Source organism: Botrimarina sp. (genome assembly GCF_040219535.1).
Classification (GTDB): domain Bacteria; phylum Planctomycetota; class Planctomycetia; order Pirellulales; family Lacipirellulaceae; genus Botrimarina.
Map to the genome: position 1 here is coordinate 44,041 of NZ_JAVJSH010000032.1, position 20,854 is coordinate 64,894.

The window sequence follows — 20,854 nt, forward strand, 5'->3', positions numbered from 1 at the left end:
GGAAGCCATGACCCTCTACGGCACGACGCCCGTCGCTTCCCCGCCAGCCGCCCGCACCGCGATGGCCAAGGCCAAGATCCTGATCGTCGAGGACGACCGGTCGATCGCCGACGTGCTCGACTACAACCTCCGGTCGGAGGGCTACGAGACGGTCGTCTCGTACGACGGCGCCGACGGGCTCAACCAGTCGAAGCTCCGCTCGCCGGACCTGCTGGTGCTCGACCTGATGCTGCCCACCATCGACGGCATGGAGGTCTGCCGACGCGTGCGGGCCGACCCGGTCACCAGGCGGCAGATCATCCTGATGCTCACCGCCAAGGGCGAGGAGACCGACCAGGTCGCCGGCTTCTCCGTCGGGGCGGACGACTACGTGACCAAGCCCTTCAGCGTGAAGGTCTTGCTGGAACGCGTCAAAGCCCTCCTCCGCCGGCGCGAGGGGGGCGCCAGCCGCCGCGACGACGTGCTCGTCAGCCAGGGCGTGATGGTCGACCGGGAGCGCCACCGGGTGACCGTCGACCAGCAGGGGCTCGACCTCACGCCAAGCGAGTTCGGCCTGCTCGAGGCGCTGATCCGCCAGCCGGGGCGGGTGTTCAGCCGCTCGGAGCTGATCGACGCGGCCCTCGGCGGCGACTCGCTGGTCCTCGAACGGACCATCGACGTGCACGTCCGGGCGCTGCGCAAGAAACTCGACTCCCACGCGGACCTGATCGAAACGGTCCGCGGCGTCGGCTACCGCTTCCGCGACCCGGCCGGCGTGCGCTGATCGGCCCCGTGCGGCGGCGCCCCGGGTCGACTCGCCGATCGCCACCGTGGCGCCGCGCGGCGGCGGCTGGCCGGTGAAGCGGGTGCTTTGCATGCTGGCTACGTCGAAGACGTCGGACTTCATGTAGCCGACGTAAGACTTCCCGCTCGCGCGGGCGATCACTTCGCTCAGCAAAGCGTAGCCTTGGTTCCAGTAAACGTGCTTCTCGCCCGGCGGCGTGAGCGGGCCGCCGGCCAAGAACACCGGCAGCACCGCCTGGAGGTCGCTTCCCCTCCCGGAAGAGTTTGTCCCCGGGATGCCGGAGGTGTGCTGCAGCAAGTGCCGTAGGGTGATCGCCCCACACGAGGCGGGAACGCCGGGCAGGTGCGCGGCGATCGGGTCGTCGAGCGAAAGCGCATCCTGTTCCACCAGCCGCATGACCGCGATCGCGGTGAACGGCTTGGTGCAAGAGGCGATCTCGAAGAGCGAGTCGACCGCCAACGGCGTGTCGCCCCCCGGCGCCACCGTGCCGACGGCGGTCGCGGCGACGACTCGGCCGTCTCGTGCGGCAAGGACGGCCCCTCGGAAACCGGTGTCGGAGTGCGCGGAGCGAACGGCGGCAACGATCGCCTCGCCGAGTTTTCCTTCGGAGATTGTCTTAGGCTCAGCCGCGAGCGCCGAGAACGCCGTCCCGGCCATCAGGAGGGCAGGAAGCAACAACCGAAGCGGGCTCTGTATAGGCATCGCGAACACCCTGCGCCATGTAGCCGCTGTGCCACGGACCACGCGGTCGAATTGCGTCGCCTTGTCGTACATCTCGTTGCTCGTGATAGCAACACGGCGGCGTTCATCTTGGCGGCGCGGCGACCGCTTCGATCGGCGCGCGGCGGACGCTTTGTGACCAGCGGCGGAGCAACGCGGCCCGCCGACAGACATTTGGTTCGATGGCGCTCAGCGATCAAGACCGGCGTTTGCCGCTCACGGGGGGCGTCGGCGCCGACAGTCGCCGCGACCGAACAAGGCGAAAGCGCGCCTTAGTGAGAAATTTATCTCCCAGCCGGCGCATTGGCGCGCGTCGTGCATCATGCGGCGGCTACCGATCGGACGATTCGTCTTCTCACACGCGGGGCGAGCGGACGCCTAGTGAGCGTCGCCGCTGGCGCCACTTCGCGATCCCGCTCTGTGGCGAGCGACGACTCGCCATCGGCTCTCACTCGTGTAATTCGATACCGGAGTACCAAAATGAAGTTTCTTGTGCCGGCGGCTGCCGTGGCCTTGTGCGTGGCCCTCGCGGCGCCTTCCCAAGCGGGTTGGGGCTGCCACTCCCGGAACCAGCGTTCCTCCTGCGGCTCCCACGGCGGGTACGCGACGGCGCATTACTCGCAGCGGGTCGCTTCGTCGAGCTGCGGCTCGCACGGCGGGTACGCTCGGCAATCGTCGGCGTGTTCGCCTTGCGGCGGGTCCTACGCGACCACGAGCAACGGCTACGGGCACGGCAGCTACGGCGGCGTCACCTACGCGAGCGCGTCGCAGGGCGACTGCGGTTGCGATGGCTCGACCGGTTCGTACCAGTCGTGGTCCGGCTCCGCGTCAGGGTCGTCGATGACGCCGACGCCCGCCGATGGTGGCTACGAGTCGGCGCCCCAGCCCCCCACCCCGCCGAGCCCCACCCCGCCGAGCCCCGGCCAGTCGGGCCCCGGCCAGTCGGGCGGCGGCCAGCCTGGCGGAAGCCAACAGCAGGGCGACGACGCTCTGAAGCTCTGAGCCCAAAGCCTGAGCGCACGGCCCCTCCGCGCATTGGCAAAGACGGCCCAGCCGCTGCCGCGCCGCCTTCCCCCTGGCCGACAGCGGCGGGCGCCGTCGGCGCCATCCGCCCCCTCTTTCTGCTATCACCTCGAACCCTTGAAGGCGAAAAATGAGAAGATTCCACCTCCGCAGCAGCGCCGTCGCGCTAGCGATGTCGGCCACGTTGGCCGCGCTGCCTTGCTCCGCGCAGGACAACGATTCGGACAACGACGCCCGTCGGCAGTCCAACGACCAGTCGCAGTCCGACGATAGCTCGGACAGCAACCGGGTCCGCAACCGGCAGCAGGACGACAGCGATCGCAACCGCGATCAGCAAGATCGGCAAGACGACCGGCAGCAGCAGGACGAGTCGCAACGGTCCGACGATTACCGGCAATCCGACCAGCAACGGCGTAATCAGCAGAACAACCAAGACCAACGCCGCAACGAAAGGGACGACCGGTACGACCGCCAGTCCAGCAACAACAACGACGATGAGGTCGCCGCGCTCGGCGTCGTCATCGGCACCAGCGACGGCACGCCGCGGGTGATGCGCGTGCTGCAAGACTCGGCGGCTAACCAAGCCGGCCTCCGCCGCGGCGATCAGATCTTGTCGATCGACGGAGAGCGGTTCCGTTCGGCGCGTCAGCTCGCGCAGTCGGTCCGCCGGATGGAGCCGGGCGACCAGATCGAACTGCGGATCCGCCGCGACGGCGAGTCCCGCTCGATCCAGACGCGGCTCGACGCCCGCGACCGCGTTTTCGAGTCGGAGATGCGTCGCCAGCAGCAGCAGTACGCGTCGAACCGCTTCGGCGGGCAGGGCGACTCCTACAGCCGCGGACAGTACGACCGCGGACAGTACGACCGCAACCAGTCGGCGCAGCGCCGCTCGGGCTACCGCAGCCCCGACTACGCCGACAGCGGCTCCTCGGGCGACCTGCAGCAGATCCGCCGACAGCTGCGGATGCTCAACGCGGAGGTCGACCGCTTGGCTCAGCAGCTCGAGCGGATGAGCGGCGACTCGATGACGCGCGGCTCCCGCAACGACGATTCTCGCAATTACAACCGCAGCCCGTACTCGTCGGGCGACAACTACCGCGACCAGCAGGAGTCGTACGACCGTCGCAGCCAGACCGGCGATCGTTACAACCAAAGCGACAGCTGGGACAACCGCGGCGACAACAACCGCGACCGCTACGGCGCGAATCAGTACGATTCGAACCGCCGGAACCAGTACCAGGGCGACTCGCAACGCAACCAGTACCCCGGCGGCAATCGCTACGACAACGACTGATCGGCGACCCGCCGCTCGGCGTTGACCCTCGCCCCGCACCCGCCGGCCCCGCCGGCGGGGCGGGGTTTTTTCGTTGGAGGGAGCGTCAGGCGGCCGGCAGCGTGACCACGAAGCGCGACCCCTCTTTCGGACGGCTGTCCACCGAGACGCTCCCGCCGAACGACTGGGCGAGGTGCTTCACGATCGACAGCCCGAGCCCCGTGCCGCCCATTTCTCGAGAGCGTGCCTCGTCGACCCGATAGAACCGCTCGAACACCCGCGCGATCTTCTCCCCGGGGATGCCGACCCCCGTGTCCGCGACCTGGATACGCACCACCCCCGGGGGGCCGCCCGCCGCGCCGTCCGTTTCCGACCACGAAACCCTCACCGCTCCGCCGGCCGGCGTGTACTTGATCGCGTTGTCGACCAGGTTGTTCAGGATGATCCGCAGCCCTTCGGGGTCGGCCTTCACCCGCACGTCCGGCCGCCCGTCCGGCCCGGCGGCCGCTAGCGCGACCCCTTTGACCTCGGCCTGCTGCTCGTAGTCTTGCAGGCACTCTTGGACGGCCGGCGCGATCGGGACCGCGTGGATAGCGAAGGGCTGCTGCGCCGACTCGATCCTGGCCAGGCTGAGCATGTCCTGGATCAAGACCGACAGGCGGTCGGCTTGCACGTCGATCCCCTGCAGGAAGCGGCCCCGGTTCTCGAGGTCGTCGACCGCGCCGCGGAGGAGCGTCTCGGCGTTCGCCTTGATCGCCGACAGGGGAGTCTTCAGCTCGTGCGAGACATTCGCCACGAAGTCGCGGCGGAGGTTCTCCAGGCGCCGCAGCTCGGTCGTGTCGTGCATCACGACGATCGCGCCGGTGGTCTTGTCCCCCACCAGCGGCGTGACCTGGACCGACATCACCCGCTCTTCCCAGTCGATCTCGAGCCGCTGCGGGGTGCGCGACTCGATCGCCGCGGTGACCGCTTGGTGCAACGCGTGGTTGCGGACCGCTTCGAGCAGCGGCCGAGCCTCGACCTGCGGGGGGAAGAAGCCGAACAACTTGCCGGCCGCCGCGTTGGCGAACAGCACGTGGCGGCGACCGTCGATGGCGATGACTCCTTCGATCATGCCGCCCAGCACGGTCGCCTGGCGGTGGTCGCGCTCCCGCAGCTCGTCGAGCTGCCGGCCGAGGTCCTCGCTCATCCGGTTGAACGACTGGGCGAGCTGGCCGAGCTCGTCGTTGTTGCCGACGAACGCGCGTTGACGGTAGGCGCCCGCCGCCATGGCGCGCGCCGCGCGGTCGAGTTCTTGCACCGGCCCGACCACGTGCGAAACGAGGCCGAAACCCACCAGCAACACGAGCCCCGCCAGCACCGCCGCGTAGCGCGTGTAGCGCTCGCCCAGGGCGGCGAGCGCCTCGGCGCGGGTCTCGCCGGGGCGGGTGACGTCGATCCGGCCGACGACCCGGCCGCCGTCGTCCGTCAGCGGTCGCTGCGCGTGGACGGTGTTCTGCTCAGCCGCTCCCCGGGGAGGCTCGGGCCCCGCCACCAGTTCCTCCCCCCCGCCCGAAACCCGCACCGTCGCGCCGACTTGCTCGGCCAGCTCGCGGACGCGCCGGGCGGCGTCCTCCGAGCGTGTGGCGACCCATTCGGCCGCGGGGGCCTCGATGAGCACCGCCACGCTGGTCAGCTCCCGGCGCGACAGCTCGACCAGCTCCTCCCGCTGCCAGCCGAGCGACGCCGACATCAGCGCCGCCGCGGTCAGCAGGTTGACCAGCGCGAAGGCGAGGAACAGCTTCCAGAACAGCCGGCTTTTGAGCATCGGACCATCATGCCGTGCGCCGAGCCGGTCGGGAAAGGGAGGAGGACGGCCAGGGGGCTGTTGAGAGCTTCTAGGCGAGCCGCGAGGGGCGGGTCAGGCCGAGGCCGCTCGCAACCCGGCGCGTCGCGTCGGGGCCGCTCGGTTCAGATCCTGCGGACCACGCCGGTCACCACGCCGAGCACCTGCACGTTCCGGCAATAGATCGGCTTCATGCTGCTGTTGGCCGGCTGAAGGCGGACGCGGCTAGACTCCGGGTACCAGTACTTGAGCGTGGCGTCCCCCTCGTCGGTCAGCGCGACGACGATGTCCCCCTTGTTGGCGGTCCGCGCCTTGCGGCAGATCACCAGGTCGCCGTCGGCGATCGCCGCTTCGATCATCGAGTCGCCTTTTACCCGCAGGGCGAAGTGCCCCTTCTTGGCCGGGAACCAGTCCTCGAACTCGAACCGTTCGGCCTCCTCGATCGCTTCGGTCAGGTTGCCCGCGGCGATCGATCCCACCAGGGGCAGGCCGGTTTCGCTCTGAGCTTCGGGCGACAATTGGATCGCGCGCGAGCGGTTCGCCTCGCGGGTGATCAGCCCTTTCTTCTCGAGCGCCTTGAGGTGGCACATGACGCCGTTAGGCGAAGCGATCTCGAAATTCTCGCCGATTTCGCGGACGGTGGGGCCGTAGCCCCGTCCCTCGATTTTCGAACGGATAAAGTCGAGCACTTCCCGCTGACGGGCCGTAAGAGAGTCGAGCGAAGGCACGGCGAAGGCCGGGGGCTGAGGATCGAACGCTCCGGCGGCGGGACCGAGCCGGCCGATGGGGCGCTGCTGGGGGAGTGGTGGGGCGTTGCTGGGGAAGTTGTGGAGCGTTGCTGGGGGGTGGCGCCATGGTTCGGCCGCGGCCCGTTAGCTGCGCCGGGCTTGGTCCTTTAGCCGCGCCGAGTTCCGTACGGTCTATCCACTGCGATCGAAGGGGCGTGTGGTCGAAGGGGGCGTGCAGTCGACGGGGCGCCAGCCGCCGCGACGGTATAATCGAGCGATCGTCTGGCTGGCGGTCCCTCCGGTAGCGATTCTGCTAGACAATTGTTTACTGTCAACCCATATGTACAGTATGTCGCACTCGGCCCCAAGACCCCGACCGCCGCACAGGCGGACCGTTATCTTGGGCCGATGGCTATTGCTTGCGGTGCTGGCGGCCTCGGCGGCAGCCGCTCGGGCCACCCCCCCGCTGGACGTGCCGCCCGCCCTTGCGGAGGTGCTCAAGGCCGAGCAGCCCGATTCGGTAGACGATTTGCGGTTGCTGCAAGACCAAGTGCGGCGCGTCGTTGAGCTCGCCCGCCCGATCACCGTTTCGGTCGAACTGGGCGGATCGGTCGGCTCCGGGGTGCTGATCTCGCCGGAGGGCCTGGTCCTCACCGCGGGGCACGTCTGCGGAGAGCCCAACCAAAAGGTCTGGGTTCGGTTTCCCGACAACGTGCGGGTCCGGGGCGTTTCGCTCGGGGTGAACCACGAGGTCGACAGCGGCCTCGTGCGGATCACCGATCCGCCCAGCAAGCTGCTCGAGCAGCGTGCGGCTGGCGCGGCGGCGATCGAGCCCGCAGGCAGCGCATCGGACGCCGTCGGCCCTGCGATCACCGAGGCCGACGCCGACGAGTGGCCCTTTGTGCCGCTCGCAGAGAAGGACGCCGAGCCCGGCGACTGGGTGGTTGGCCTGGGCCAGCCCAACGGCTACGTGGCGGGCCGCGCCCCGCCGGTCCGGCTAGGCCGCGTGCTCACCCGACGCGGCGACGCCGTGACGACCGACACGACGCTCGTCGGCGGCGACTCGGGCGGGCCGCTGCTCAACCTCCGCGGCGAGGTCGTCGGCATCCACAGCAAGATCGGCCAGCGGATCACCAGCAACTACCACGTCACCGCGACGGCCTTCCGCCGGGAGTGGGACCGGCTGGTCGACGGCCGGATGACCGGCGCCCCCGAGGGCGAAGACCCCGACGAGTGGCGGCCGCTGGTCGGCTTGGCGGTCCGGAACCAAGAGGACCGTGTGCTGGTCACCCAAGTCTTCCCCGGCGGGGCGGCCGAACAGGCCGGTGTGCGGGTCGGCGACGAGCTGCTTCGGCTGGGGGAGCAGCAGGTGAGCTCGCTGTCGGATTTATCTAGCGCCCTAGCGGCCCTCGCGCCCTACGATCGGACGCAGTTAGAATTGCGTCGTGACGGCGAAGCGGTTGAGCTTGAAGTCTGGCTCGGCCGGGCGCCGAACGACTTCCCGGGGGCGTGGCCACAGGCGGGAACAGCCGAGGAGGACCGCGACTGATGCGTAACTTGACGTTCCCCCCCGGCCCGCGGTGCGCCGCTTGGCTCGCCGCCGCGGCCGCTTTGCTCGCGCCAGCCGTCGGTGCAGCCCAGTCGGCGCCCCCCGCCCAGACGCTCGAGGCGCTCGACTCGCTGCAAGAGACCCTCTCGGGTGTGTTCGACCAGATCGCCACGCCGCGGTCTCGGTTCAAGGACAGCCCGCACCTGCGCGAGGCCTTCCGCCCGGTGGTCGCCGGCGTGCGCGAGGCGACCGTCGAGGTTCGCTCCGGCGGCCAGCGGGTCGCGCTGGGCGGGGTCGTTGGGCCCGACGGGTGGGTCGTCACGAAGGCGAGCGTCATCCGCGGCGCGATCACTTGTCGGTTCTCGGACGGGCGTGAGCTCGCCGCGGAGCTCGTCGGCGTCGACGCCGAGACCGACGTCGCGATGCTGAAAGTCGCCGCTCGGGGGCTCCCGACGCTCGACATCTCGGCGCCCGAGCTGACGCCAGAGAAGCCGCCGTTGTTCGTCGCGCTGAAGCCGGAGATCGCCGAAGCCAGCGAGCCAGGGCGGTCCGACGACCGGGCGAGCGCCGGCGGCCCGCCGGCTGCCTCCGCCGAGTTCGAGGAACCCACGCCCGATTTGGCGCCGGGCGACTGGCTGGCGACCGTCGGCGTGGGGCGCGACCCTATCGCCGTGGGCGTGTTGAGCGTGCTGCCTCGCGCCATCGAAAAGCGGCCCGGCTTCCTCGGCGTGCGGCTCGACCTGGAGTGGTCCGCGGGCGCCGCCGCGCCGCAGGGCGTGCGGATCGAGAGCGTCACCCAAGGCGGCGCGGCCCACGAGGCGGGCGTCCAGGACGGCGACGTCATCCTCGCGGTCGACGGCGAGCCGACCGCTACCCCAGAAGCCCTCAAGGAAGCGATCGGCGAGCACAACCCGGGCGACCGCGTCGAGTTGCTGCTGCGGAGGAACGACGCGTCGGTGCGACGCGTGGCGATGCTCCGCGGCTGGGCGCCCAACCCCGCGCAGCGCCGGGCGTACTACCAGAACCGGCTGGGCGGAAAGCTGAGCGAGCGGCGGTTCGGCTTCCCGGCGGCTCTGCAGCACGACACCGTGCTGTCGCCCGACGAGTGCGGCGGGCCAATCGTCGACCTCGACGGCCAAGTCGTCGGTTTCAACATCGCCCGCGCAGGCCGGACCGAGAGCTACGCACTGCCCGCTTCGGAGGTGCGTTCGCGGCTACTCGACCTGATGTCGGGGCGGATGGCGCCGGCCTCCGCCGACGACGGGTCCTGACCCCGCGCGGCCCACTCTCGCCCGGCCGTGGGGGCCGCGTCTGGCGTGCGCCGGCGCGGGCGGGGATACTGTTGGAGCATGTCCCCGCGGAGAGACCGGCCCTACGGCCGCCGCCTGTGGGGGCGCGCTCGCGTGCCGCTCGTCCACTTACTGCGTCCTGAGGTTTTTATGATCCACGTTGTCGCTACGTTGCGTGTCGACCCGCAGCGACGTGCGGAATTCCTCGCGGTGTTTACCGACCTCACGCCCAAGGTGCAGGCCGAAAAGGGCTGCCTCGAGTACGGCGCGGCGATCGACAAGCGGACCGCCATCGAGGCCCAAGAACTGGCCGGCGACGACGCGGTCGTGGTCATCGAGAAATGGGAGAGCGTCGAGGCGCTCGAGGCCCACCTGGCCGCACCCCACATGGCGGAGTTCCGCGAACACACCGCCGACATGCTGCGGGGCGTGTCGCTGCGGGTGCTGCGGCCTGCGTAGGCGATAGTCGGCCGGCGGCAGGCGCCCCGTCGCGCCGCCGCCGAAGAGGCTCGTTCCCCTGCTCCGTGCAACCTCTCCCTTGCCCTAATGCCCGACCTGACTCGGCAACAGATCGCCGCGGACGCCGACCCGCTGGTCGTGAAGGTCGGCACGCGTTGCCTCGCCCGCCCCGACGGCTCGCTCGACGAGGCCCAGGTCGAGGCGATCGCCGAGCAACTCGTGCGGATCGGCGCCGGGCGTTTCCGACGCGTCGTGCTGGTGTCGAGCGGCGCGGTCGGCGCGGGGATCGGCCGGCTCGGCCTGGCGCAGCGGCCCACCGACCTCGCGAGCCTGCAAGCGGCCGCCGCGGTCGGGCAGAGCTGCCTGATCGAGGCTTACAACCGCGCGTTCGAGCGGCACGGCCTCTCGGCCGCGCAACTGCTGCTCACCGCCGACGACATCAACGACCGACGGCGCTACCTCAACGTGCGCAACGCGTTGTCGGCGTTGTTCGAGTTCGGCGCGATCCCGATCGTCAACGAGAACGACACGGTCCGCACCGAGGAGCTCGCCCGCAACGTCGGCGACAACGACCGCCTGGCGGCGATGGTCACCAACCTCGTCAGGGCGCCGCTGCTGGTCATCTTGACCGACGTGGAGGGCCTCTACGACGGCGACCCCGCCCACGCCCAATCGAAGCTGATCGGCATGGTCGCGGCCGTCGACGGGTCGACCGAGTCGGTGGTCGCTACGGGGACCCACGCGGCGGGTCCGGCCCTGTCGAAGGGGGGGATGGGTTCGAAACTGCAAGCCGTGCAGATCGCAACGGCCGCCGGCGAGAGCGTCATCCTCGCCAACGGCAGGCGGCCGGGCGTGCTGGTCGACCTGTTGGCCGGCGAGCCAATCGGCACCCTCTTCCCCGGCGTGGGGCAGCGTGTTGGCGAGCGGAAACGGTGGATCGGCTTCGCCGCGCGGCCCCTTGGCCGGCTGACCCTCGACGGCGGCGCCGTGCGAGCGGTCACCGCCCACGGCCGCAGCCTCTTGCCGATCGGCGTGACGGGTGTGACCGGCGTGTTTGACAAAGGCGACTTGGTCTCCCTTCTGGACGGGTCGGGCGTTGAAGTCGCCCGCGGTTTGACGAATTACTCGTCAGCCGACCTACAGCAGATCCTCGGGCAGCCGACAGAGGCGATCCCGGAGATCTTGGGCAGATTGCCGTACTCGGTCGCCGTTCACCGCAACGATATGACGCTGGTTCGCGGCCCCTCGGAGAGCTAAACTCGGAAGAGTTAGCGGTTTCGAGAGGCTGGGGATCTTCGGTAGCTTCTGCGGCTGGCGGTGGCCCCAGCGCCCCCGAACCGCGTTATGCTTGCCGACACGAGCCCTTCATCGTTGATGAGCCTCCCGCTGCGCGACGCGGCTGTTCACCAGGCCCCCGCGGTCCCGCGGTCGCCCTGCGCCGGCCCCCCCATCACCGAGGGGTCGTTGGTCGATTTCAGCCGCGACCTGCTGGGCGGGTTGTTCCGGTTGCACCGGGAGCACGGCCCGATCGCCGCGATACGCGACCCCTCTGCGGGCGGGCAGATGGTCGTGTGCTTGTTCGACCCGCACTACAACAAGCTCGTTCTCAGCCGCCACGACGCGTTCCTCGCGCGGTTCTTCGGCATCCGGGGCCCGAAGCGATCCAGCCAACGGCGCGTCACGTGTGGCCTGCTGGCGATGAACGGGGAGCAGCACAAGCGCAACCGACGGATCGTCAAAGAGCCATTCGGCCCCCGAGCGATCGCCGCGTACCGCCCCACCATCCGCGCGCTGGCCGAGGAAGAGAGCGCGGCGTGGGAGGACGGGCAACGGTTCGACTTCAACGACGCGATGATCCGCTACATGCTGCGGGTCACCAGCCGGCTGCTCTTCGGACTCGACGAGCCGACCCTCGCGTACCAGCTCGGGGAGCAGATCGCCCAGTGGGTCGCTCTCAACAACGAGCTGGGGATCGGCGCACTGGTTTCAACGCCCGAGTTCCACGCGGGCTACGAGGGGCTGCTGGAGTTCGCCGAGGGCCTCGAGAAGAACGTGCTGGAGCTGATCCGCCGCCGCCGTGACGACCCCGATCCCAACGCGGTCGACGTGCTGTCGATCCTCGTGCGTATGCACGACGCCCAGGGCGGGCTCTCCGACGAGGAACTCGTCGGCCAGTGCTGCGTGCTGTTCGCCGCGGCGCACATGACGACCGCTCACTCCTTCAGCTGGACGACTTTCCTCGCCGCGCAGCACCCGGAGGTGATGCAGCGGCTGTACGAGCAAACGCTCGACGGCACGGTCGACGAGCCGCCGCCCGGCGGCGGCGCGTCGCTGCTGGAGCGGGTCATCAAAGAGGCGATGCGCGTGCTGCCCGCGTCGGCCTACTCGATCCGGGTCAACGCCGAGGCCACGCGGCTGGGCCCGCTCGATTTGCCGCGCGGCACGCCGATCGTTTTCACGCCGCTGATCGTGCACCGCTTGCCACAGACCTTCGCGGACCCGACGCGGTTCGACCCCGACCGCTGGCTCACGGCCCGCCCCAGCGCGTACGCTTACCACCCGTTCGGCGCCGGGCCCCGGCGCTGCATCGGTGGGCCGCTCGCGATGGAGGTCCTGCGGACCACGCTCCCCGTGCTGTGGCGAGACTGGCGGCTCTCGGTGCAGCCCGGCGCGCGGGTCGACGCGGAGGTCAAGTCGACGATGCTCAACCCCGTGCACGGGGTGCCGATGATCGCCCGGCGCCACACCGACGGCGAGGAGTTCGTCGCCTCGCCGGTGTCCGGCAATGTCGCGGACCTGGTCGACCTCCCGGGCCCCGGCCCCGCGACGAGAAGGCCGCGTTGACGGGCGCTGAGGCAGTAGGCAGAGAGCGGCGGGCGGTGACGGCGACGAGTCGCTGCGTCCGCCTGCTGCCTACTTTGCACGGTTGCGACGCGCGTGGTCCAATCGGGGCCGTGCCTGCCTCGAGCATCACCGCCGACACGAGCGCCGCCCACGCCGCCGCCGCGGCGGCACTCGCGCGGCCCTTCTTCGACCCGATCGACCGCCTCGGCGCCCTCACGCCCGTCGGCTACGGCGACCTGCCAGCCGACTACCAAAACCTGCTGGCCCACACCGGCCACATGACGATCACCCTCGAAGCGTGGCACGAGTCGCTCGTCGCGGTGAGGGTCGTCGGCGAGGACCGCCAGCCCGATAGCTACGCCCGCCACAGCTTGCTGGCGCGAGAAACCGACGGGCGAATCGTGCAATCGGGCGTGATGCGGATCGACCTGACGGGGCTGCCGATGGCGGTTCGCGCGGCGGTCGAACTTGGCGAAACGCCGCTGGGGCGTATCCTCATACGGGCCAACCTGTTGCGCGAAGTCGAGCCGCTCGCGCTTTGGCGCATCGGGGCCGGGAAAACCCTCGCCGCCGAGTTGGGTTGCCGCCCGGGCGAGGTGATCTTCGGCCGCTCGGCACGGATACTGGTAGAGGGAGAGCCGGCGGTCGAGTTGCTCGAGATCGTCCGGCCTTAATCCAACAATCGAATCAGAGGAACCACCAAGGACACGAAGAGCACGACGGCCAACCCGGGGGGCCAGCTTGAATGGCTCGGAAGTGGTTGTTGGCCGTCGTGTCCCTTGTGCCCGTCGTGGTTCAACTTCGTATGACGCCAACTAAAGAAAACTACGACTGCATCGTCCTCGGCGCCGGGCCCGCCGGGTGCACGGCCGCCGCGTTGGTGGCCCGGGAGGGTTTCTCGACGCTGCTCGTCGAGCGCGAGGCCACGCCGCGCGAGCACGTGGGCGAGTCGCTGATGCCCGAGTCGTACTGGACCTTCGAGAAGCTGGGCGTGCTCGAGAAGCTCGAAGAGAGCCGCTTCGCTAAGAAGGTCGGCGTGCAGTTCGTCGACGCCAGCGGGCGCGAGTCGAAGCCGTTCTTCTTCCGCAGCCACTTCGACCACCCCTCGAGCGAGACCTGGCACGTGGAGCGGGCCGACTTCGACCGCATGCTGCTGGACAACGCGGCCAAGCACGGCGCGGAAACGATCGACCGCACGCGCGTCAGCGAGGTCCTCTTCGACGGCGACCGGGCGACCGGCGTGCGTCTGAAGAGCGCCGACGGCGAGTGTGAGGTGGCCAGCCGCGTCGTCGTCGACGCCACGGGCCAATCGTCGCTGATCGCCAGCCGGCTCGGCCTCAAGGAGATGAACCCCGCGCTCCGCAAGGCGGCTATCTGGCGGCACTACCGGGGCGGCGAGCGCGACACTTCCGGCGGCGGCGTGAAGACCGTCATCTCCCACACGCGCGACAAGCGCGCCTGGTTCTGGTACATCCCCCAGTCGGCCGACATCGTCAGCGTGGGCTGCGTGGGGGACAACGATCACCTCCTCAAGGGACGCGGCAAGCCGGCCGACGTGTTCGAGGAAGAGCTCGCCAATTGCCCCGGCGTGTCGAAGTGGCTCGAAGGGGCCGAGCCGCTCGACGACCTGGCGGTCGCCAAGGAGTTCTCTTACACCACCAAGCAAGCGGCCGGCCCCGGCTGGACCCTCGTCGGCGACGCCTGGGGCTTCATCGACCCGGTCTACTCGTCGGGCGTGTACTTCGCGGTGAAGTCGGCCGACATGGCGAGCGAGTGCGTGGTCGACGCGCTGCGGCACGACGACCCGTCGGCCCAGCGCTTGGGCGCGTGGAGCGAAGAGTTCCGCGCCGGCACCAAGTGGGTCCGCAAGCTGGTCCACGCGTTCTACTCGGGCGAGTTCCGCGTCGGCCAGTTCGTCAAGGAATACCCCCAGCACGCCGGCCCGCTGACCGACCTGCTCGTCGGCAAGATGTTCAGCCCCGACATGCCGGCCCTCTTCGCGGACCTCGACCCGTGGCTCGAGCGAGCCATCGCCGAAGGCGCCGGTGATGACGGGGCCGACGAGCCGATCGCGGCGATTGCTTGAGCATCCCTGCGACCGTTGCGGCCCCGAAGAACCCGGCCAGGGGCTTGCGCTCCTGGCTATGCGCTGTCGCCCCTGCCGGGGCTACTCGATTGTTGCGCCTGCCGCACCCCGCCCTGCGGTGACCCCACCGCCCTGCTAAGCTGCTAGGCCTACGGCGGACCCGTTCTCTCCTTTCCGGGGCGAGGCTAGCGATGCAAAGGGTGGTTTGGGGCTTGGTGCTCCTGCTGATCGTGCTGCACCAGGACGTTTGGTTCTGGACCGACGAGCGCCTGGTGTTCGGCTTCCTGCCGATCGGGCTGGCGTGGCACATGGGGATCAGCGTCGGCGCGGCGGTCACCTGGTGGCTAGCGACCAAGTTCGCCTGGCCGATCGACCGGCTCGAAAGGCCACAGGCCGCCGAAGGCCCCGCCACCGAGGGAGGCGCCGCGTGATACAGCTCTGGATCATCATCGGCTACCTGGCCCTCTTGCTCACGCTCGGCTATTTCGCGAGCCGCTTGGGGCGCGGCACGTCGCAGGACTACATGCTGGCGAGCCACTCGATCGGGCCGATCTTGCTGCTGCTGTCGCTGTTCGGCACCACGATGACCGCGTTCGCGCTGGTCGGCTCGACCGGCGAGGCGTTCAAGCGGGGCGTCGGCGTGTACGGCATGCTGGCTTCCTCGAGCGGCATCATCCACTCGCTCTGCTTCTTCGTGCTCGGCGTGCCGCTCTGGCGGCTGGGCAGGCGGCACGGCTACCGCACGCAGTGCCAGTTCTTCCGCGACCGCCTGGCGAGCGACCGCATCGGCATCGTGCTGTTCCCGGTGCTCGTGGCGCTGGTGATCCCGTACTTGCTGATCGGCGTGATGTCGGCCGGGCTGTTCATCAACGTGGTGACCCAGGGCCGCCTGGTCCCCGGCGCCGACGGCGCGCCGGCAACGATCCAGAACCCCACGTTCGAGCAGGGAACGTTCCCCGACCTCCTCGAAGCGGGCTTCGTCGGCGAGGAAGGCAGCAAGGGTGGCGTGCCGCGGCACCTGGCGTCGCTGGTGATCTGTGGCGTGGTGCTCGCCTACGTTTTCTTCGGCGGCATGCGCGGCACGGCCTGGGCCAACGGCTTCCAGACGCTCGTGTTCATGGTCCTCGGCCTGGTGATGTTCTACCTGCTGACGCAGCGTCTCGGCGGGGAGGGCTCGTTCTTCGCGAACCTGCAGAAGCTCTCCGCGAGCATCCCGCCGGAGAAGCTCACCCGCAGCGAGATCTCGACCACCAAGTTCCTCACCTACATGTTCGTGCCGCTGTCGGTCGGCATGTTCCCCCACCTGTTCCAGCACTGGCTCACCGCGAAGAGCGCCGAGAGCTTCAAGCTGGCGGTCGTGCTGCACCCGGTGTTCATCATGATCGTGTGGGTCCCCTGCATCCTGCTCGGGATCTGGGCCGCGGGCGAGCTGGTGAGCGTCCCCCCGCCGGTCGCGGCCGAGCCGAACAAGGTGCTCGCGTTCATGGTCAAGTCGACCGGCCAGCCTATCCTCGCCGGGTTGCTCACGGCCGGCGTGCTGGCGGCGATCATGTCGAGCCTCGACAGCCAGTTCCTCTGCATGGGCACGATGTTCACCGAGGACGTGATGCTCCACTACGGCGGGCGCGAGCGGTTCTCCGAGCGCCAGCACATCTGGACCGCCCGCGCGTTCATCGTGGCGATCGTTGCGCTGACGTACTTCTTCAGCCTGTTCGACCCGCGCGGCGTGTTCACGCTCGGCGTGTGGTGCTTCAGCGGCTTCGCGAGCCTGTTCCCGCTGGCGCTCGCCGCGCTGTACTGGCGGGGCCTCACCAAGTGGGGCGCGTACGCGTGCGTGCTGACGGCCATCGCGATCTGGTTCTACCTGTTCCAGGCGTCCGGCTACGCGGCCGACGAGACCTACGGCATCCCGATCACGCTCGGCGGGGCCTCGTTCGAGGTCATGCCCGTGGCGGCGATGATCCTGGCCTCGACCGTGGCGATGATCGTGGTCTCCCTCGCCACGCCGAAGCCGCCCGCGGAGACCCTCGCCAAGTTCTTCCCGGAGAAGGTTTAACCGCGGAGGCGCGGAGGACGCGAAGAGTGATCGATCCGTTTCCAGAAGACTGGTAGCTTCTGTCGGCATTCGAATGCGAGCCCGAGGTCGCCGAGGCAGGCTATCATCGATTCAACTCGCACCGAGGACGCGATCGGATTCTCTGCGAAATCTGGTCCTACGAAGGATCGATGAAGTTCGAGTGGTGGAGCCAAGGAGTCCTTCGGTTGCAATTTGTTTTGGCCTGGGTCAAGAGCATGACGGTTGAGACCCTCACGGGCCGTGATCTAATCGGCCTCGAGTTCGACCATGACTTCTTGACCCCCATGCGCATTCAACTCAAGCCAGTTGTCTCGGCGAGCTGGGCCACGAGCTGGATTTAGCACTTTCCTCTCCGCGTCCCCCGCGATCTCCGCGGTGAATCCCCCATGAGGATCGCCTACCTAGCCGCCGGCGCCGCGGGGATGTACTGCGGCAGCTGCCTGCACGACAACACGCTCGCCGCCGCGCTGCTCGCGCGCGGCGAGGACGTGCTGCTCGTGCCGACCTACACGCCGCTGCGGACCGACGAGCCGAGCGTCGCCTACAGGCGGGTCTTCTTCGGTGGCGTGAACGCCTACCTGAAGCACGCCTCGCCGCTGTTCCGCCACACGCCGCGGTGGCTGGACCGGCTGCTCGACCAGTCGTGGCTGCTCAAGCTGGCCACGGCCAACGCCGGCAGCGTCGACCCGGGAAAGCTCGGCGGGCTCACCGTGTCGATGCTCCGCGGCGAGGAGGGCCATCAGGCGCGGCAGCTCGATGAACTCGTCGACTGGCTCGTCGACGAGGCCCGGCCCGACGTGGTCCACCTGTCCAACTCGATGCTCCTGGGCATGGCCCGGCGTATCGCCCAGCGGTGCGGCCCGCCGGTGGTGTGCGCGTTGTCGGGCGAGGACCTCTTCCTCGAGGCGCTCCGCCCCCCGCACTACGAGGAGGCCAGGGAGCTGCTGCGCGAGCGGGCGGCCGAGGTCGCCGGCTTCACCTCGTTGAACGGCTACTACGCGGGCTTCATGGCGGACTACCTCGGCGTCGACCGGACGAAGATCCACGTCGTGCCGCACGGGCTCGACCTGTCGGGCGTGCCTCCCGGCACGGAACGAGAATCGCCGGTCACCCACCAACGGCTACGGGTCGGTTTCTTCGCTCGTGTCGCCCCGGAGAAGGGGTTGCACGTGTTGGTCGACGCTTGCGAGCGGCTCGCAAAACGCCGCCCCGACCTGCCGTTCGAGCTAGCGGCCGCTGGTTACCTGGGGCTGGGCGAGAGGGATTACCTCATCGACTTGCGGAAACGCGCGGCGAAGGGCCCGCTGGCCGGGCGGTTCGTTTACCACGGCGAGTTGGACCGCGCGGCCAAGTTCGCCTATTTGGCGTCGCTCGACCTGTTCGCGACGCCGACCGTCTGGGCCGAGGCCAAGGGCCTCCCCGCGATGGAGGCGCTCGCCGTCGGCGTGCCGGTCGTTTTGCCAGCCCACGGCGCCTTTCCGGAGCTGCTCGACGCCACCGGCGGGGGGGTGCTCCACGAGCCGGGCGACCCGGAATCGCTCTGCCGCGCGATCGAGGGCCTCCTCGGCGACCCGGAGGCCCGGCGCCGGCACGGCGAGTCCGGCAGCCTAGCGATCCGCGAGCGGTTCCACTCCGACGGCATGGCCGAGGCCACGCTCGACGTGTACCGAAGCCTGATCGACGGGGCCGCTCCGAGGGCCAATGCCCTCGGCTCTGGGGCGACCGGTGCGGTCAGCGAGCCGTGAGCGGTCGGCGCCCGGGGTTTCCCGGCCGGCACGGCCCTTGCGGCCCGTCGGGGCTTCGCTAGGATATGGGGCTCGAATCAAGCTCCCAGCGTTCCCTGTACTCCCCGCGTTTTCGCATGGCTTTCGGCAAGAAACGACCCCGCCGCGCTCCCTCGAAGCGCCGCAGCAAGATCAAGCAGGTCAAGAAGGACCCGCTGTACATCGACGGCGTAAAGCCCACGCCGATGTACGTCGATTACAAGGACGTCGAGCTGCTCGGCAAGATGGTCAACCGCCACGGCCGGATCGTCAGCCGCCGCAAGAGCGGCTGCCACGCGGCGAGCCAGCACGCCGTGGCGACGGCCATCAAGCGCGCCCGCTTCATGGCCCTGATGCCGTACATCGCCGACTGAAAGCGGCGACCGCTCGGGTACAACAACACGGCCGGTTCCGGGCGCCCCGGGGCCGGCCGCTGTCGTTGGTTCGGCGGGCGTCCTCGATGCCTGCCCCCCCCCCCCCCCGCAAGCCTCTAGCCCGCTGTCCATGCCCGCCCCGTTCGCCTACCGCCGGCTCGTCCAGTTCGCCGACACCGACATGGCAGGCATCGTCCATTTCTCGGTCTTCTTCCGGTACATGGAGGAAGCCGAGCACGCGCTGCGGCGGCACATCGGCATGAGCATCCACGACCGGTTCGACCCCGCCGACGACCGATCGCGGATCGCGTTCCCCCGGGTCAGCGCGCGGTGCGACTACCACTCCCCCGCTCGCTGCGAGGACGAGCTGCGGATCGAGGTCACCGTGCAGAAGCTCGGCAAGTCGAGCGTGACCTACGGCTTCCACATCTTCCGCGACGAGGCCGAACTGGCCGTCGGCGAGATGACCAGCGTGTGCTGCTGCTTCCGCGACGGCGTGAAGCCGCGGCCCACGCCGCTGCCCGACGCCGTGCTGGCCGGCCTGAAGCAATTCGCCGCCTGAGGCGCGCCTTGCCCGGAGCCGGGCGCCCGCGTCAGAATCGGACGCATGGCCGAAGTCGAAGTCACCGACCTGTCCAAGGGCTACCCCACGCCGGCCGCGCCGCTGGAGGTGCTCAAGGGCGTTGACCTTTCGCTGTCCCGCGGCGAGAGCCTCGCCGTGGTCGGCCCGAGCGGATCGGGCAAGAGCACGCTGCTCTCGATCCTCGGCGCCCTGGACGAGCCCACCTCGGGCGCGGTCCGCATCGACGGCGTCGACCCGTTCACGCTCGACGAGCGCGCCCTCGCCCGGTTCCGCGCTGAGAAGATCGGCTTCGTCTTCCAAGAGCACTACCTGCTGCCGCAGTGCTCGGTGCTGGAGAACGTGCTCGTTCCGCTGCTCGCCGATGGCCAGGCCACGGGCGCCGACGCCGACCGCGCCCGCGAGCTGCTCGGGCGGGTCGGCCTGGGCGAGCGGCTCACGCACCGCCCGGCGGAGCTCTCGGGCGGCGAGCGGCAGCGGGCGGCCGTCGCCAGGGCGCTGATCCGTGGGCCGCTGCTGGTGCTGGCCGACGAGCCGACCGGCAACCTGGACGCGTCGACCGCCGACGCGATCGCCGACCTGCTGCTCGAGCTGCAACGCGAAGCCAACACCATCCTGGTCGCGGTCACCCACAGCGCCGAGTTCGCCGCCAGGATGGGCCGGCAGACGCGGCTCGTCGAGGGCCGTCTCGTGGAGTCGTCGGCGGCGGCTACGCCTTGACGAATTCGGACCGGTAGACCGGCCGCCCTTCCAGGCGCGTGCGGCGCTCGAAGTGGGTTCGGAAGTCGAGGTGGTTCTCGCTGGGCGGCTCGGGCACGTCGTACGGCCCCTCCAGCGGCAGCGGCCGCCGAGCCGGCCCGGCCTGTGGGACACGCATCCCGTCGATCAGCTCCAGCGTGCTTTGGAAGTACTCCTCGACGTCGGTCCAGAAGTGGAGCTTGCCTCCTGCGCGGAGCGTGCGGGCCGCGTCGGTGAGGAAGGCCTCGTTGAGGACGCGACGCTTGCGGTGCCGCGCCTTCCACCAGGGGTCCGGGAAATAGACGTGGACCGCCTCGAGCGACGCGTCGGGGATCAGCTCGCGGAACACGCGCAACGCGTCGCAACTGGCCATCACCGCGTTGTCGCGGCCGTCCCGCGCGAGGTTCGCCGCGGCGAATCGGGCGTACTTGTACGCGACCTCGATCCCCAAAAAATTATGCTCCGGCCTGGCGGCCGCGGTGCGGCGGAGAAAAAGCCCCTTCCCGCTGCCGACCTCCACTTCCAGCGGCCGCCGCGCGTCGAACAGCTCGGCCGCCCCGTCCCACGGCCGCGGCAGCTCCTCCAGCGTGAGCAGCTTGCCCGCCAGGTCCAGCCCTGCGTGGATGTTGCGAACGGCTCGGCGACCCATGGGAAAGCGTATCGAGTTGCGAGTTATGAGGCGCGACAGAGAGCGAGGGCTCGTGGGCCGAGAAAGCGTCGGTAGGCGGAGCGACTCGCGCCC

General features: G+C 69.6%; 19 protein-coding genes and 1 pseudogene. 16 read left to right on the forward strand and 4 right to left on the reverse strand.

Annotated features, from left to right (window positions below):
- The first annotated feature begins 7 nt into the window (after positions 1–7).
- On the forward strand, positions 8–763 hold the full coding sequence (locus RIC11_RS18340) for a response regulator (RefSeq protein ID WP_350213724.1): 756 nt from the start codon (positions 8–10) through the stop codon (positions 761–763).
- Between the two features lie 48 nt (positions 764–811).
- Here the strand turns inward: RIC11_RS18340 and RIC11_RS18345 are convergent.
- A pseudogene (locus tag RIC11_RS18345) lies at positions 812–1,678 on the reverse strand (serine hydrolase domain-containing protein); the annotation flags it as partial.
- Positions 1,679–1,984: 306 nt separating this feature from the next.
- On the opposite strand from RIC11_RS18345, the gene RIC11_RS18350 reads away from it, so the two are divergent.
- Together RIC11_RS18350 and RIC11_RS18355 are read left to right on the forward strand one after the other, a co-directional pair.
- A complete protein-coding gene (locus tag RIC11_RS18350) occupies positions 1,985–2,506 on the forward strand; it encodes a hypothetical protein (RefSeq protein ID WP_350213725.1) in 522 nt (173 codons plus the stop codon).
- A gap of 151 nt (positions 2,507–2,657) precedes the next feature.
- A complete protein-coding gene (locus tag RIC11_RS18355; RefSeq protein WP_350213726.1) occupies positions 2,658–3,821 on the forward strand; it encodes a PDZ domain-containing protein in 1,164 nt (387 codons plus the stop codon).
- 85 nt (positions 3,822–3,906) lie between these two features.
- Here the strand turns inward: RIC11_RS18355 and RIC11_RS18360 are convergent, their stop codons facing one another.
- The gene (locus RIC11_RS18360) at positions 3,907–5,607 is read right to left on the reverse strand and encodes a HAMP domain-containing sensor histidine kinase (RefSeq protein ID WP_350213727.1); all 1,701 of its coding nucleotides are present in this window, start codon (positions 5,605–5,607) and stop codon (positions 3,907–3,909) included.
- 143 nt (positions 5,608–5,750) lie between these two features.
- The gene (gene lexA / locus RIC11_RS18365; protein ID WP_350213728.1) at positions 5,751–6,353 is read right to left on the reverse strand and encodes a transcriptional repressor LexA; all 603 of its coding nucleotides are present in this window, start codon (positions 6,351–6,353) and stop codon (positions 5,751–5,753) included.
- Between the two features lie 472 nt (positions 6,354–6,825).
- On the opposite strand from lexA, the gene RIC11_RS18370 reads away from it, so the two are divergent.
- The 13 genes from RIC11_RS18370 (at position 6,826) to RIC11_RS18430 (ending at position 20,094) form a co-directional block, all read left to right on the forward strand.
- Positions 6,826–7,902, forward strand: coding sequence for a S1C family serine protease (locus tag RIC11_RS18370; protein WP_350213729.1), 1,077 nt, complete (start codon positions 6,826–6,828; stop codon positions 7,900–7,902).
- The gene (locus RIC11_RS18375; RefSeq protein WP_350213730.1) at positions 7,902–9,173 is read left to right on the forward strand and encodes a S1C family serine protease; all 1,272 of its coding nucleotides are present in this window, start codon (positions 7,902–7,904) and stop codon (positions 9,171–9,173) included. Before RIC11_RS18370 ends, RIC11_RS18375 begins: the two co-directional genes overlap by 1 nt.
- A 168-nt stretch (positions 9,174–9,341) precedes the next feature.
- The gene (locus tag RIC11_RS18380) at positions 9,342–9,650 is read left to right on the forward strand and encodes a putative quinol monooxygenase (protein ID WP_350213731.1); all 309 of its coding nucleotides are present in this window, start codon (positions 9,342–9,344) and stop codon (positions 9,648–9,650) included.
- 87 nt (positions 9,651–9,737) lie between these two features.
- Positions 9,738–10,907 carry a glutamate 5-kinase gene (gene proB / locus RIC11_RS18385; protein WP_350213732.1) on the forward strand — a complete coding sequence of 390 codons (1,170 nt, stop codon included), beginning with the start codon at positions 9,738–9,740 and terminating at the stop codon, positions 10,905–10,907.
- A gap of 117 nt (positions 10,908–11,024) precedes the next feature.
- Positions 11,025–12,494, forward strand: coding sequence for a cytochrome P450 (locus RIC11_RS18390; RefSeq protein WP_350213733.1), 1,470 nt, complete (start codon positions 11,025–11,027; stop codon positions 12,492–12,494).
- Positions 12,495–12,604: 110 nt separating this feature from the next.
- Entirely contained in the window at positions 12,605–13,168 is a 564-nt protein-coding gene (locus tag RIC11_RS18395) for a hypothetical protein (protein ID WP_350213734.1), read from the forward strand.
- 131 nt (positions 13,169–13,299) lie between these two features.
- Positions 13,300–14,580, forward strand: a complete 1,281-nt coding sequence (locus RIC11_RS18400; protein ID WP_350213735.1) for an NAD(P)/FAD-dependent oxidoreductase — start codon at positions 13,300–13,302, stop codon at positions 14,578–14,580.
- A 191-nt stretch (positions 14,581–14,771) separates the two neighbouring features.
- On the forward strand, positions 14,772–15,011 hold the full coding sequence (locus RIC11_RS18405) for a DUF3311 domain-containing protein (protein ID WP_350213736.1): 240 nt from the start codon (positions 14,772–14,774) through the stop codon (positions 15,009–15,011).
- A complete protein-coding gene (locus RIC11_RS18410) occupies positions 15,008–16,636 on the forward strand; it encodes a sodium:solute symporter family protein (RefSeq protein WP_350213737.1) in 1,629 nt (542 codons plus the stop codon). Before RIC11_RS18405 ends, RIC11_RS18410 begins: the two co-directional genes overlap by 4 nt.
- 407 nt (positions 16,637–17,043) lie before the next feature.
- On the forward strand, positions 17,044–18,402 hold the full coding sequence (locus tag RIC11_RS18415) for a glycosyltransferase family 4 protein (RefSeq protein ID WP_350213738.1): 1,359 nt from the start codon (positions 17,044–17,046) through the stop codon (positions 18,400–18,402).
- A gap of 116 nt (positions 18,403–18,518) precedes the next feature.
- Positions 18,519–18,794 (forward strand): 30S ribosomal protein S18, encoded by a 276-nt coding sequence (gene rpsR / locus RIC11_RS18420; protein WP_350213739.1) that lies wholly within the window; start codon positions 18,519–18,521, stop codon positions 18,792–18,794.
- A 130-nt stretch (positions 18,795–18,924) separates the two neighbouring features.
- Positions 18,925–19,356 (forward strand): acyl-CoA thioesterase, encoded by a 432-nt coding sequence (locus RIC11_RS18425; RefSeq protein WP_350213740.1) that lies wholly within the window; start codon positions 18,925–18,927, stop codon positions 19,354–19,356.
- A gap of 45 nt (positions 19,357–19,401) precedes the next feature.
- Positions 19,402–20,094, forward strand: coding sequence for an ABC transporter ATP-binding protein (locus RIC11_RS18430; RefSeq protein ID WP_350213741.1), 693 nt, complete (start codon positions 19,402–19,404; stop codon positions 20,092–20,094).
- On the opposite strand, the gene trmB is transcribed toward RIC11_RS18430, so the two are convergent.
- Positions 20,084–20,761, reverse strand: a complete 678-nt coding sequence (trmB, locus tag RIC11_RS18435; protein WP_350213742.1) for a tRNA (guanosine(46)-N7)-methyltransferase TrmB — start codon at positions 20,759–20,761, stop codon at positions 20,084–20,086. The genes RIC11_RS18430 and trmB overlap by 11 nt on opposite strands.
- Positions 20,762–20,854: the final 93 nt, after the last annotated feature.

Bases quoted from the DNA above. Each gene is read 5' to 3' on its own strand.
- RIC11_RS18380 (WP_350213731.1), top strand. From the start codon at position 9,342: ATGATCCACGTTGTCGCTACGTTGCGTGTCGACCCGCAGCGACGTGCG.
- RIC11_RS18415 (WP_350213738.1), top strand. From the start codon at position 17,044: ATGAGGATCGCCTACCTAGCCGCCGGCGCCGCGGGGATGTACTGCGGC.
- RIC11_RS18425 (WP_350213740.1), top strand. From the start codon at position 18,925: ATGCCCGCCCCGTTCGCCTACCGCCGGCTCGTCCAGTTCGCCGACACC.
- RIC11_RS18375 (WP_350213730.1), top strand. From the start codon at position 7,902: ATGCGTAACTTGACGTTCCCCCCCGGCCCGCGGTGCGCCGCTTGGCTC.
- RIC11_RS18355 (WP_350213726.1), top strand. From the start codon at position 2,658: ATGAGAAGATTCCACCTCCGCAGCAGCGCCGTCGCGCTAGCGATGTCG.
- rpsR (WP_350213739.1), top strand. From the start codon at position 18,519: ATGGCTTTCGGCAAGAAACGACCCCGCCGCGCTCCCTCGAAGCGCCGC.
- RIC11_RS18340 (WP_350213724.1), top strand. From the start codon at position 8: ATGACCCTCTACGGCACGACGCCCGTCGCTTCCCCGCCAGCCGCCCGC.
- proB (WP_350213732.1), top strand. From the start codon at position 9,738: ATGCCCGACCTGACTCGGCAACAGATCGCCGCGGACGCCGACCCGCTG.
- RIC11_RS18400 (WP_350213735.1), top strand. From the start codon at position 13,300: ATGACGCCAACTAAAGAAAACTACGACTGCATCGTCCTCGGCGCCGGG.
- RIC11_RS18390 (WP_350213733.1), top strand. From the start codon at position 11,025: ATGAGCCTCCCGCTGCGCGACGCGGCTGTTCACCAGGCCCCCGCGGTC.
- RIC11_RS18350 (WP_350213725.1), top strand. From the start codon at position 1,985: ATGAAGTTTCTTGTGCCGGCGGCTGCCGTGGCCTTGTGCGTGGCCCTC.
- RIC11_RS18430 (WP_350213741.1), top strand. From the start codon at position 19,402: ATGGCCGAAGTCGAAGTCACCGACCTGTCCAAGGGCTACCCCACGCCG.
- trmB (WP_350213742.1), bottom strand. From the start codon at position 20,761: ATGGGTCGCCGAGCCGTTCGCAACATCCACGCAGGGCTGGACCTGGCG.
- RIC11_RS18405 (WP_350213736.1), top strand. From the start codon at position 14,772: ATGCAAAGGGTGGTTTGGGGCTTGGTGCTCCTGCTGATCGTGCTGCAC.
- RIC11_RS18360 (WP_350213727.1), bottom strand. From the start codon at position 5,607: ATGCTCAAAAGCCGGCTGTTCTGGAAGCTGTTCCTCGCCTTCGCGCTG.